We start from the raw sequence: 13,720 nt of genomic DNA, 5'->3' as shown, positions 1-13,720 counted from the left end.
GGTGTATTCACCCGGGCCGGATAAGTAAAAAATCAATTCAAATCCAGTTCTACCCATGGCGCCTGGATGCCCCCATCATTGTGACACAGAAGATCGACGGATTCAAGAGCCGGCAAAGGCATGAATGAAAAACAACCCCAAAAGGCTGCCGGATCATGCTCCGGCAGCCGTAAGCGGAAAGGAAGGGAAGCCCTTGATTGTTAATGGAGGGCTCCGCTGGCAGCAGCAACGCGTTTGTCTTTCAGCACAACGTTGTTGCTGTACAACATTGAGTCGCTGCTCAATCGGTAAGTTGGGTAATTTTCATGGGCATATAAACGTAAGACGTCGTCAAACAAAATTTCTTGCTGGCGATCCACCAGGAATGTGAAGCCGCTGGATTCAAATGCGATGTCAGTAGGAAGCGGTTCGCTGACCAAATGCAACGAATAGACGCCAGCCGCGCTGCACCCTTCCGATTCGCCAACCAGCTTGAAGTATCCCGGTTGACCGCCTAAACTTTGGGCAAGTTTTTCTTTCGTCAGGTTCGTCATGTCTACTCTCATTTGGCACACATCCTTTAAGCTCTATTTATATTTACTAAAATTAAATTGTCTACAATTCATTTATAAACGATTTAATATGGAATGTCAAGTGGGGGAAAGATCACTTGTACATCGAAGAGCTGAGCGTATAATAGTGACTATGATTTCGAAAGTTCAAAAATACAACGCAAAGGACTGCAGCGAGCATGGAACTCATTGAGAAAAAACGGGCAGAGGAATTGCTGAACGCTTTTGTTGGATCTGATGTGTATCTGCATAGTGAAGCTACTTCGTATTTATTTGTCCGCAACTTTAAGGTCAGCTTGACCGCTGCATTTATTGCCGGGGAAGGACCTTACCGCGCGGCCTTAAGGTTTGATGGGCACGGTTGGCTGCGGATTGAAGGGCTGACGCATATGGAGCTGGACGAGCAAGGACGTCTTCTGCTGGAAGGTTTTGATGACCGGGGACGTATGGATGTCGCACTCCATTTGGGAAGGGAGCCGTTTCCGGAATGAATACGATCAATTCACTCTCCCTTAAGGGACGTAAACTGCTGGCGGTATTCGCTCATCCTGACGACGAGTCGTTTATTTGTGGAGGCACGCTGGCTAAATATGCTGCTGAAGGCGCAGAGGTTACGGTTGTGAGTGCCACCCGCGGCGAGATGGGGCGGAGAATGGGCAATCCGCCGTATTTGAACCGGGAGACGATTGCGGCGGCTCGAGAAGTGGAGCTGCGTCAGGCGTGTAACCATTTGGGCGTACATGAATTGAAGTTCCTGGATATTCGGGATAAGACCGTAGAATTTATAGATGAAGAACAGCTAATCGGACGGATCGAAGCAATGATGCATGAGATTCAGCCCGATGTGGTGCTCACCTTCCACGAGAAGTTGGGCGGGCACCCGGACCATTGTGCGATTGGCAAAGCGACCACAGCTGCATTTCGCCGGTACGGGCAAGGCGCGCTGTACTTTGTCTCCTTCGGTGATATGATGCAACAGCCGGGCAAGTATGGCTATACCCCAGATGCTATCGTCCAGGTGGATGTCCAAGAGCATTTGAAGGCCAAGCTGGCTGCCTTCCGCGCTCATCGCTGTCAATCGGAGCTGATGGAATGGGTTTGGCAACGGGATGACCGAGCGCTGCGGAACCTCGGACGTTACGAGTATTTTATTCGCGGCAACGAGTCGCAGACGGGCAAGGATTCACTTTTCTAGGGAAAAAAAAGTAAAAAAACAACTGTTCGCCATAATGGCAGAATAACCGAATCTACTACATATGGATGCGCTTACCTGAATTGGGTGGGCGTATTTTTTTAACCTTTTTATGCTTGTATGCCTTATAAATGGGAATATATTGAAACCTCACCCAATAGATATAAAGTCAGCAGCTTGTATAGGCTCCTTGGAAACTATGAACGGTGAGGGAGATGAGAGTTTGAGCAAGAAAGTCGTTGCAGGAATCTTAAGCTTCCTCCTCGCATTTAGTCTGCTTCTGCCGATGGCAGAAGCCGAAGGCGACGCTTTGGCGGGAGCCGATGCAAGGAGGGACGGCGTTCCTCGGCTGAATCAGGACGTCGTGACGCAGGAAGTGCTGCGTAAGCAAGTATCGGACGTTCAGCTGAAAGGCAGAGAGCAACGGGAGGTTTTGGACCAAGCCTCTCCCGCAGGCAATAAGTTGCAGCTGGAACGCCAGAACGCCGAAGCGGCTGCGGTTCAACCGCAAAACTTCGTTCCGCTTACGGACGGCAGCGAGTTAACGACGGTGATCGTCGAGCTGCAGGAAGCGCCGTTAAAGGTGTTCGAGGCCACGCAGAGCAAAATGAAAACAAGCCAGTCGCTAAGCTCCCATAGGAAAGCGATCGATTTGCAGCAGCAAACGTTTAAGACGCAAGCGATTGGTAAATTGAAGGCCAAAATTAAGCGCGAATACGAAAATATTTTTAACGGGTATTCGTTAACACTTCCGGCCAATGAGATCGAAAACCTGCTCAAGCTTCCGGGAGTGAAGGCCGTTTATCCTAACGAAACGGTCTATGCCACGGAGGAGAATGCGTCTCCAACTGCGCCGATGGACAGCGTGACGTTTATCGGCAGCGATAACTTCTGGGCCGAAGGAAATGAAGGTCAGGGGATTAAAGTGGGCGTTATCGATACCGGCGTAGCGAAGGACCATCCCGATTTGGCGGATGCGATTCCGGAAGGGTATTGGGGTTATGACTTTGTGAACGATGATAACGAGCCCTACGAAACAACGAAGCAGGATTATTTGGATGCACTTAAGCAGGATCCTTCGTTGCCTGAGTTTGATAAAGATGGCAGAGCTTACTATACCTCGCACGGCAGCCACGTCTCGGGGATTGTCGCCGGTCGCGGCGTAGGCCTAGACGAACTCGCGGGGACCAAAGGGGTTGCACCTGAGGCTGAAGTTTATGCCTATAAAGTGTTAGGTCCATACGGCAGCGGTTCGACGGAGAATGTGATTGCCGGGATCGAGCGTGCGGTCGTGGATGGCATGGACGTCATCAACCTGTCGCTGGGCTCCAACACGAATAACCAGCGCTCCGCTGATTCCATTGCGGTGAACAATGCGGTGAAAGCTGGCGTTGTGGCGGTGGTATCCAGTGGTAACTCCGGACCGGGAGACGCCACTGTGACCGATCCGGGCAGCTCGGAGCTGGCGATTACAGTCGGCGCGTCCAAGCCGCCGCTGATCACGCCGATCATGCGGATCCCAGAGATGGGCGGAGAAGGCTTCTTCATGGACACGTTTGATAAATCCGCCGGGATCGAGGATTTGACCGAGTCTTTTCCGTTGGTGGATGTAGGACTTGGGAAAGCCGAAGATTATGTTGGTAAGGATTTGACCGGGAAAATTGCTTTTATCAAACGCGGTGACATTTCCTTTGCGGAAAAGGCGCTCAACGCCCAAGGCGCGGGTGCGGCGGCCGCGATTGTGTTCAATAATGCGCCGGAAGCATTGGAAAGCGGGACGTTGGGAGACGCCGACGTTCAAATCCCGGTATATGCCCTTTCTGGAGCATATGGGAACCGAATTCTTGACGCGCTGAAAGAACAGGAGCTGTCTGCAGAATTCAGTACGACAGTAGAAGAAGATATTATGGCGGGCTTTAGCTCGCGTGGACCGGCCAAACCGGGGTATGACCTTAAACCGGACATCTCCGCGCCAGGGATGGGCATTGTCTCCAGCGTGCCGGAGTATGAAGGTTGGTATGCCGCCCAGAACGGCACCAGTATGGCCGCACCGCATATTGCAGGTGCAGTCGCTCTCGTGCTGCAAAAGTATCCAAACCTGACACCTTACGAAGTAAAGTCCTTATTGATGAATAATACCGTCAAACTCAGCGATCGGAACGGTGACCGATATACTCATATGGATCAAGGAGCCGGACGGGTCGCGCTGGATCAGGTTTTGGAGGCCAAAGCAGTAGCGATGGTGGAGGATTCGACATCGAACGTGGATGGGGATCTCCCGGAAACCTTTTACTCGGGCAGCCTGTCGTTTGGATATGTTGGCAACGGTTATTCTGCCAAACAGCAGGTGATCGTGAAGGACATCGTTGGGGAGTCCTCGACCTACACGGTCAGCTCGCAGTGGTATGACGGTGTGCCGATTGACCTGACTCTGTCCGCGGCGGAGGTTGCGGTCAGCGCCGGCGGGGAAACCGGCTTTGACGTTACCGTTGCCGTACCGGAAGAAGCCGTGAATCAGCGATATGAAGGTGAAGTGATCCTGACGGAAACGGCAACCGGGCATGTGATCAACTTGCCGGTATCAGTCTATGTTGGTGATACGCCGCAGATGGATGTGGTGACGGATGTTGATCTAACGAACAACCCGATTTCGCCAAATCACGATGGACTTTTTGATACCACTGACATCTCGTTTACGGTAAACGAGTATGCCGACTACTTCTCCCTGGAAGTCCATGATCTGAACGGTAATTGGCTGGGCGTGATCCTGGAAACGGATGAAGGCATTGATCCCGGCAGCTATTCTTTGAGAGGTTGGGACGGAAGTATTCTTGATGAAAATTACGACGAAGTGTTGCTTCCCGATGGCGGATTCCTGCTGATTCCTTACACTGGAACATCCTTATATGATTCCATTCCTTCGGAAGACTCGGCGTATGTCTTCTTCGTCGACACGCAGGCACCCGTATCTCATCTTAGTGATCCGCCATTAAAAGTGAGAGCTTCCGGTCAAACGGGAGTTATCTCCGGCGAAGTGACGCAGGATATGCTGATTAATTATCTCGTGACCTTCGGCGGGCTGGATATGGAGCTTGTGATTGGGGTTGAGGCATGGTATGCAGATCCCGAGGGCAATGTTGATTTTCAATACGGAACCATCGATAACCAAGGGAATTTCAAAATTGAGGTTCCTGTATATCCTGGCGACAACGAATATGAGGTGTACATCTATGACTTGGCCGGGAATGGGTTCTTTGATCCAGCTCATGTGTTCAACTACAATCACGCAATAGAGCCGGAATTGATCGTTAACACTGAAAATCTGACGCTTCAAGCAGGCGAAAGCAAAGGGCTCACTGTAACGTATAAAGCGGTAAACGGTGAAGAGAGCGACGTGACAACGGAAGCGGGATATACCGTGGCAGACTCCGCGATTGCGACAGTTGACCAAGGTGTCGTAACCGGGGTAGCGGAAGGTACGACGACGATTACGGTAACTCATGAAGGACTCTCGAAAACTGTCCAAGTGACTGTAACTGCTGAAACCGGCGAAGAACAACCCGAGCTGCGGGTCAATCCGGAAAGCGTGGATCTTCAAGTAGGCGATAACCAAGCACTCACCGTAACGTATAAAGCGGCAAACGGTGAAGAAAGCGACGTCACAAGCGAAGCGGACTATACCGTGGAGGATTCCACGATCGCAACGGTTGACCAAGGTCTCGTCACCGGGGTAGCGGAAGGTACGACTACGATTACGGTAACTCATGAAGGACTCTCGAAAACTGTCCAAGTGACTGTAACTGCTGAAACCGGCGAAGAACAACCCGAGCTGCGGGTCAATCCGGAAAGCGTGGATCTTCAAGTAGGCGATAACCAAGCGCTCACCGTAACGTATAAAGCGGCAGACGGCGAGGAAAGCGACGTTACAACTGAAGCGAATTATTCGGTGGAGGATTCCACGATCGCAACGGTTGACCAAGGTCTCGTCACCGGGGTAGCGGAAGGTACGACTACGATTACGGTAACGCACGAAGGTCTCACGAAAACTGTTCAAGTGACTGTTATCGCAGAGGGCAGTGAAGAACCAGAACCTGGGGAACTTTCACTGATTGTTACACCAGATCGCCTGACCCTGAAAGTCGGAAACAGCGACCAGTTAGTCGTGACTTATCGGGATGCGGATGGCAATGAAACCACTGTAACCGATGCAGTTTACCAATCGCGTGATCCGCAAATTGCCGATGTTTCAAGCACAGGACTGGTTACGGCCTTGAAACCGGGATCTACCGTGATCGACGTGACTGCCCAAGGCTCCTCGAAGTCCGTCCACGTCACAGTCACCCCTGTCACCCCGCCTAATAATGGCGGCGGAGGCAATGGTGGAGGTAACGGCGGCGGCAGTGGTGGTGGAGCGGGATCCAGCAGCGGCGGTTCCACTTCTACGCCAACTGTTACACCAACAACGACGCCAACTAAACCAGCAATCCCTAAGGATGCCGTAGCCATTAAGGCAGGCGAACCAACGGTAGTGAAGCTGCCTAATGGGTTTACGTTGACGATTCCGGACGGCGCGATCACTTCCCCGGATGCCGCATATGTTCAAGTCACGGCGGCAACGGAGGAGGAGACGAAGAAGCTGCTGGAAAGCTCGAAGTTGCCAGCAGGTGTTCAAGCGTTTGGAATCTATTATGATATTAACGTTTTAACGAAGGACGGGAAGGTGCTGGAAAATATCCAGCTCAGCAAGCCGGCTGAAGCCGCGATCCCGCTTACGGCCTTGAACCCTGGAGCAATGAACGGGTGGAAAATCAGCCTGTTCAAGCTGGGGGATGGCGGAGAACTCACTCCATTCTTCGGTCGATTGAAGGACGGTAACGTGGTTGCGAATCTGTACGGCTTCAGCCGGTACATCTATCTGGCTAAGAACGTCACCTTTGCTGATGTTACCCCAGCGAAGTTTGCGTGGGCGGTGGATGCGATCGAAATTCTGGCATCGAAAGACATTCTTGCTGGATCCATGGATGGCAATTTCCATCCGACCACGCAAGTTACTCGGGCGGAATTCGTATCCATGTTGGTACGTGCACTGGAACTGAAGGCTGATCCAAACGAAGTCAGCGTCATTTCCTTCCAGGACGTTCCTGCCGGAAGCTGGTACGAGGAGGCTGTGAAGATTGCGACATCCAAGGGGCTGATCAGCGGTTATTCCAACGGTACCTTTGCACCGGACCAACCGATTACGCGCGCTGAAATCGCAGTGGTCTTGGCGAAGGCGCTGGAGGTTTTGGGCCAATCGGCAGGGGAAGGCGGAGCAAATTACAGCTTTGCCGACCAAGCTCGCATTCCGTCTTGGGCCGCTGAGGCGGTTGCCAAAGTCACGAGCCTTGGCATCATGAACGGCAAAGCAGAAAGCCGCTTCGAGGCCGCATCGCCAACGACTCGCGCTGAAGCAGCCGTTGTGGTATACCGCATCTTCAAGGACTTTACTCATTAAAAGATTTGATCGTTCCGCCGTCGGCACGCATGAGGCCGGCGGCGCTTTTCATATACATGAGGGAAGGTTCGATCTCACCGAAGGAGCGTGGACAAGTGGAACAGAAAGTGCGTCGTTATCATGAACTCAAACAGCTGCAGAAAGAAACAGAACAAGAGCTGACCGCATTACGCAGCGAAATTTTAGAACATTTTCAGGAACAAGGCATTTCGGAACTGGACGTCGGGGAATACCGGGTTAGAACGATCCATCAGGAACGGAAGGAGTACGATGACCGCAAGCTTTACGAAGCGCTTCCCGATCCTGGCGTATGGAGATTGGTTTCCAAAGCGGATGCCCAGAAGATCGCCGGACTCATCAAGCTGAACGTAATCCCTGCGGAAAAGCTGGAAGGGACGTTCTCCATCAAACAAGTTACGTTGGTGCAGGTGGATAAGAAGTAGAAGCATCGGCAAGAATCCCCAAATGTGACGCAACACTTGCCAGGGAGCAGCTGACCGCTCGCAGTGTGAATGATATCAAAATGGCAGAGGAAGAAGATGAACGAGGGTGTTCCTTAGGGGAGCCCGCTTTGTTTGCAGGTGATCTTCAAAACGACATATCCGTCGTAAAAACCACATATTTACCCCTCATGCCGCCATCAACTATCGTTAGGAGGAACAAGCTTAGAGGGGGAACTGACGATGTTACCATGGTTTGAAGACGCGAAGCTGGGAATCTTTATCCATTACGGGATTTATGCGGTTGACGGGGTTTCTGAATCTTGGTCCTTTCATAACGGCGTGATTTCCTATGAGGACTACATGAAACAGTTGGACGGGTTTACAGCTTCCCGGTTTGATGCCGACCAATGGGCGGAATTGATCGAGAAATCCGGGGCGAAGTACGCGGTGTTGACGACAAAACATCATGACGGCGTCGCGCTGTTTGATACTCAGTATAGCGATTTGAGCGTGGTCAAGCGAACCCCGGCCCAACGTGACATCGTGAAAGAGTATGCTGAAGCGATCAAGAAGCGGGGGATTCGGCTCGGTTTGTACTATTCGCTGATCGACTGGTCGCATCCGGATTATCCTAGCGTGTATCCAGGTGGTGTCGTGCCTGAGGATCTGAGCCAAATGAATCGTTTCTCGGAACCGCTGGACGGTAACCAGGACGAAGCGAAGTGGCAGAAATTCTTGCAATTTAATCGTCATCAACTGAGCGAACTGTTAACGAAATATGGCAAGGTTGATTTGCTCTGGTTCGACGGGGATTGGGAACGAAGCGCGGAGCAATGGGGATTGCCGGAGTTTAAGGAGTATTTGCTGTCTTTTAACCCCGATCTGATCATCAACTCGCGCCTCGCTGGCTACGGGGATTATAAAACGCCGGAGCAAGGGCTGCCAATCACAAGGCCCGAGGGACCTTGGGAGTTCTGCACGACGATTAACACCTCATGGGGTTATCAACACAAAGATCACAAATATAAATCGTTAAAACAAATCATCCGCATGTTCTGCGACTGCATCTCCATGGGCGGCAACATGTTGTTAAATATCGGTCCCCGCGAGGACGGGACGATCGATCCGAGACAAGCCGACATTCTGCTTGGGCTAGGCGATTGGATTCGCACGCATAAAGAAGCGGTGTACGGAACCGTCGAAGGGATTATGACCCGTTATTGGTTGGGCGGAAGCACATTAACGAAAGATCGCAAGACGTTGTATCTGTTCGTTTACGATGACCCGAAGGAAAGCGTCTGCCTCAAGGGCTTATGTAATTCGATCCAGAAAGTGACCGTGCTCCATTCGGGTAAAGAACTGAAACATGAAATTCATGGCGGGGTGCCTTGGTTTAATATTCCAGGTACGACATGGATTTACTTAACACCGGAAGATTGTCATGAGCATGTTACCGTACTGAAGCTGGAGTTTGCGGAGCCAGTTGAAATGTACGGCGGCTCAGGTGCTGTTGTCACTCATAACTAAGAAAGAGAGGAATACCGATACTTCCATATCTAGTCTATGAAAACGGCCAAATGAAACGGCCGTTTTTTTGTTGCTCAATTAAACGGGTTTTTCTGAGCAATAAGCTGTAATTTTACAAACTTCACACGGGCAGATGAAACGGGTTTAACAAAACCGGTTTAATCTAGGTTCGTACTAGTACGAATTGTGGAGAGGAACGATTGAACGTGGCAACGATTGATGATGTGGCCAAGGCGGCGGGGGTTTCAAAGAGCACCGTATCCAGTGTGTTCAGCAAAAAACGCCCTATCAGCAAAGAAGTGACAGAACAGGTTCTCCGGGTGGCAAGAGAGCTGAATTACCGGCCAAACTACTGGGCCCGTAGTCTGGTGAGCAAAACGACGCGCATCATCGGCCTGAACATGCAAGGCGAGCAGAAGGCGAAGATGAACCAGTTTCAGTATTCGCTGCTCAATGGCGTGTTACCTGTATGTTATGAGCAAGGATATCGCCTGTTAATCAACACCGTGTCATCGACTTATAAAAATCAGGTGGAACACATCGCCTCCGATCCGGTGGACGGTGAGATCATCCTTGATGCGGTGGTCGGGGATTCCCGAATTGACGATTGTTTACAGCGGGGGATTCCCATCGTGGTCATCGGTCGTCCGTCAGAGGAGGATCAGTCCCGGGTCTCCTATGTCGACAACGATAATGTTGTGATCGCTACGCAGGCGACACAGTACTTAATGTCGCTTGGGCACCGGCGCATTCTGTTTCTGAATGCGCCGGTGAATCGAACTGTGGCGGTTGACCGCGGGCAAGGTTACCTGAATGCATTCGAGCAGGCAGGGCTAACGCCTCCGAAGGACATGATCGTGCATAAACCGGACGGCGGCACCTCGTCTCTCACCTTTGGCTGTAACACGGTATTGGCTCAGCTACGTGCGGATCCGAGTATCACCGCGGTTATTGCTGACACCGACTCGATGGCGTTAGGCGTTTACCAGGCCGCAGAGCAACTTGGGCTCTGTATACCGGAGCAGTTGTCCGTATTGTCCTTCGCCTACGATAGCCCATTGGCGCAGGAATTTTCACCGCCCCTCACCGGGGTTCGTTTACATGCCGACCAGCTCGGGCAGGAGTCCATGCTGTTATTGCTGGAGCAGCTCGAATCCGGCAAGCGTCTCGCCAAGCGAACGCTGATTCCGGCAGAGATTGTGGTACGTGGATCTTGCGCGCCACCCCAAGGATAGGATTCTAGAAGAGAAACCAAGGAGGAAATCATCCCGTGAAAAGGAAAGCGACTCATCTCATCGCACTGCTGACGATTAGTTCCATGCTGCTATCGGCCTGTGGCGGAAATAACGGTACTGCGGCGAACAGCGGAACGTCAAGCAATACTTCTACCGGAGCGCAGACAGACGCGTCGGCAGGGGACATGAAGCTGCGGATTCTATCGGCCAACGTAGGCGGCAAAACCCCGGAGGAAAACGCCAAATTTGAGCAGGAAATCAAGCGGTTGACCGGTATCGATGTGACGATTGAGCGTCCGGCCAGCGACTATGATCAAAAGGTATTGACGGCGCTGGGTTCCGGTGAGAAATACGACCTCATTGAAGGCAGTGACCTTGGCAAACTGAACAGCTTCATCGATCAAGGCGCACTGACGGACTTAACAGACTTCGTGCAAGGATCGAGTCAATTGTCGGATCCCAGCGTCATTCCGTCCGAGGAATGGGAGCAGTTGAAAGGGAAGGACGACAACATTTATGCCGTATTCGCGAAGTTTCAAGGCGGTACGATGCCGATCGTCCGCAAGGACTGGCTGGACAAGCTGAACCTGCAGGAGCCCCAAACGCTGGACGATTACTACAACGTGCTGAAGGCGTTCAAGGAACAGGACCCAGACGGCAATGGCAAAGCCGATACTTATGGACTCAGCACCTCCGGGCTGTATGATATTCAAGGCTTTATGAGTGCGGCTGGCTTGAAATATCGCTACGTACTGAAGGACGGCAAACGGACGATTCCGTACGCGTCGGATGCCGCCATCCCGATGTACGAATGGTTTGCTAAACTGACGAAGGAAGGTATCATGGACCCGAACTTCGTCACGAACGATACCGGTAAGATGCGCAACCTTTTCTTAACCGACCGCGTTGGCATGGTTACGTACTGGGATGCTTGGGTCGGGATGTTCAACAGCACACGCAAGGAAGCCGACCCGAACACTACGTTTGAAGCGAAAGCTTTGGCTAGTGCGGCAGGACCGGATGGCAGCCTGTTGATGCGTCGCGGGGATCCTGACTACTGGATGATGCCGGTGAATGCGGAGCATCCGGATGCGGCGGAGAAGTTCCTGGAGTTCTGGCATTCCGAAGCCGGAATTATGCTGGGCAGCCTGGGGATCGAAGGCGTAGATTACACGAAGGATGGAGATCAATACACCTTGACCGCCACCGGCAAGGAGCACAACATGGACCACGGCGTACCGTTCTGGTACAACGAGAACGTGAAGCCGCCGTTCGGCAAGTTACCAGGTGTGCAGGAAGCGCAAGATCTGGTCAAGCGATATGCCACATTGGAGTTGTCTTTGCCAGGATGGGCGGATGCTGAAAAAATCGTCCAAAACTACGCGCTGAAGGCCATGTCCGGAGAAATGCCGGCAGCCGACGCTGTGAGCCAAATGCAGAAGGAACTGAAGGCAGCCAACCTCATCGACGAATAGGCCAAGAACAAGAATAGGATGTGACGATCAACCGTGAAAGCTCTGCGGAAGTATGCCGCTCTATATCTCATGATGATCCCTGTAGCCATCTATTTTCTCGTCTATGGTTATTATCCGCTCATTAAGGGGCTGCAGGTCAGCTTTCAGGATTATCGGCTCATGGGGGACGGTCCGTATGCCGGGCTTGCGAATTATTCGCAGGTCTGGCATGACCCGTTCTTCTGGAAGTCATTGACGAACACGTTGGTGATTGGAGGAGGGATTCTGGCTTTAGGATTTATCGCCCCGCTGGTGCTGGCGTTGTCCTTAAACGAAGTGCTGCATGCCCGTTTCAAAAAAACCGCCCAAATGGTGCTCTATATCCCTCACTTGCTGTCCTGGGTTATCGTCGGGGGGATCTGGATTTTCCTGCTGTCTCCCGATACCGGACTCGTGAATTTACTGTTGCAGCGCTTGACCGGCACGCAACCCATTCATTTTCTGGCCGAGTCCTTCTGGGCCCGCTGGGTGATGATCCTCGTCGCGACCTGGAAGGACATGGGCTATAGCTGTATCTTATTCCTGGCCGGTATCGTGACGATTAATCCATCACTCTATGAAGCGGCGCGGATAGACGGGGCATCCCGCTGGCAGCAGGTTCGTTACGTTACGCTGCCTCAGCTGCTGAGCACGATGAAGGTAGTTTTTCTGCTGAATACGATGGGGGTGCTGCGGATCTTTGATCAGGTATTTGTGCTGCGCAATCCGTCGACGGCACCGGATGTTGATGTACTGATGGTGTACACGTTCGAGAAAGGGATTATGAACATGCAAGTCGGCGTCGCCGCGGCCGCCAGCTTTCTGGTGCTGCTGTTCACCCTGGCGCTGACGCTGGTCGTGCGCAAATTAACCCGATTTGACGAGGTGGGATAAATGATGGGGAGCGAACGTTTCGAACGCTTGGGTTGGAGAAATAAATCATTTGACGCCATAAATCTGCTGTTTCTGCTGCTGTTAATGCTTGTGATGATCGTTCCTTTTCTGAACGTGTTGGCCTTGTCGTTTTCGTCGGGGCTGGCTTCCATGCAGCCGAATATTGTGCTGTTTCCGACCGAGTTTAGCGCGGAGGGCTACCGAACAATTTGGGAGAGCCTTGATCTATGGCGGCCGTTCCTGAACAGCACGATCGTCACCGTTGTAGGAACGGTCCTGCACGTGCTGCTCTCCTCGCTTGCGGGTTATGTCCTGATTCATCCGCATGTACCGGGGAAAAAGGCGATGATCACGTTTATTTTGCTTACGATGATGATCCCGCAGGAAGCGGTGCTGATTCCGCTGTACGTGGTTAATAAGGATTTTCATTTGATTAATACGCTGACGGTGTTGGTGTTATCCGGTTTAGTGTCCGGATTTTCGATCCTGCTGATGCGGAACTTCTTCATGGGCATCCCTTACGAGATTGCCGAAGCAAGCCGGATGGACGGGGCAGGGGACTTCTGGATTTTCGCGAAAATCTATTTGCGTCTGGCCGCGCCCGGGCTTGCCACCGTCTCGCTGTTCGAGTTCGTCGGGCGTTGGAACATGTTTACGGCACCGCTCATTTTCATTAACGACAGCATGAAGTATACGCTGCAGGTTGCGCTCAAGTCGATCATTATCGATACGGGCAGCGTGTCGAGCAATTACCTGGTGACGACCAACGTCAAAATGGCCGGCATCGTAATCGCGATTCTCCCGCTGATTGCGGTGTACCCGTTTGTGCAACGGTTTTTTATGAAGGGCATTATGCTGGGCGCGAGCAAGGAATAGAAAGGATGCTGCGAA

Annotated in this window: 10 protein-coding genes; 9 read left to right on the top strand and 1 reads right to left on the bottom strand. The window is 52.0% G+C overall.

The genetic code is table 11. From position 1 onward, the window contains the following. Positions 1-200: 200 nt before the first annotated feature. The gene (locus C812_RS14125) at positions 201-545 is read right to left on the bottom strand and encodes an iron-sulfur cluster biosynthesis family protein (protein ID WP_016313332.1); all 345 of its coding nucleotides are present in this window, start codon (positions 543-545) and stop codon (positions 201-203) included. Between the two features lie 185 nt (positions 546-730). Between C812_RS14125 and C812_RS14120 the strand changes: the two genes are divergently transcribed. From C812_RS14120 to C812_RS14080, 9 genes are all read left to right on the top strand, one after another. Further along, the gene (locus C812_RS14120) at positions 731-1,042 is read left to right on the top strand and encodes a DUF1806 family protein (protein WP_016313331.1); all 312 of its coding nucleotides are present in this window, start codon (positions 731-733) and stop codon (positions 1,040-1,042) included. Beyond that, positions 1,039-1,746 carry a PIG-L family deacetylase gene (locus C812_RS14115; RefSeq protein ID WP_016313330.1) on the top strand — a complete coding sequence of 236 codons (708 nt, stop codon included), beginning with the start codon at positions 1,039-1,041 and terminating at the stop codon, positions 1,744-1,746. The genes C812_RS14120 and C812_RS14115 overlap by 4 nt, the downstream gene beginning before the upstream one ends. 220 nt (positions 1,747-1,966) lie before the next feature. Then, positions 1,967-7,237: a S8 family serine peptidase gene (locus C812_RS21550; RefSeq protein WP_051134953.1), complete on the top strand. Its 5,271-nt coding sequence runs from the start codon at positions 1,967-1,969 to the stop codon at positions 7,235-7,237. Positions 7,238-7,332: 95 nt separating this feature from the next. After that, a complete protein-coding gene (locus C812_RS14105; RefSeq protein WP_016313328.1) occupies positions 7,333-7,680 on the top strand; it encodes a hypothetical protein in 348 nt (115 codons plus the stop codon). Between the two features lie 240 nt (positions 7,681-7,920). Continuing rightward, positions 7,921-9,207: an alpha-L-fucosidase gene (locus tag C812_RS14100; protein WP_016313327.1), complete on the top strand. Its 1,287-nt coding sequence runs from the start codon at positions 7,921-7,923 to the stop codon at positions 9,205-9,207. Positions 9,208-9,413: 206 nt separating this feature from the next. Beyond that, positions 9,414-10,442, top strand: a complete 1,029-nt coding sequence (locus tag C812_RS14095; RefSeq protein WP_036625470.1) for a LacI family DNA-binding transcriptional regulator — start codon at positions 9,414-9,416, stop codon at positions 10,440-10,442. A 35-nt stretch (positions 10,443-10,477) separates the two neighbouring features. Continuing rightward, a complete protein-coding gene (locus C812_RS14090; protein WP_016313325.1) occupies positions 10,478-11,917 on the top strand; it encodes an extracellular solute-binding protein in 1,440 nt (479 codons plus the stop codon). 69 nt (positions 11,918-11,986) lie between these two features. Beyond that, a complete protein-coding gene (locus C812_RS14085) occupies positions 11,987-12,829 on the top strand; it encodes an ABC transporter permease subunit (RefSeq protein WP_244268321.1) in 843 nt (280 codons plus the stop codon). A gap of 3 nt (positions 12,830-12,832) precedes the next feature. Beyond that, positions 12,833-13,705 carry a carbohydrate ABC transporter permease gene (locus C812_RS14080; protein ID WP_051134951.1) on the top strand — a complete coding sequence of 291 codons (873 nt, stop codon included), beginning with the start codon at positions 12,833-12,835 and terminating at the stop codon, positions 13,703-13,705. The last annotated feature ends 15 nt before the right edge of the window (positions 13,706-13,720 follow it).

Source organism: Paenibacillus barengoltzii G22 (assembly GCF_000403375.2).
Lineage (GTDB): Bacteria > Bacillota > Bacilli > Paenibacillales > Paenibacillaceae > Fontibacillus > Fontibacillus barengoltzii.
This window is presented reverse-complemented; position numbering and strand designations above follow the sequence as displayed.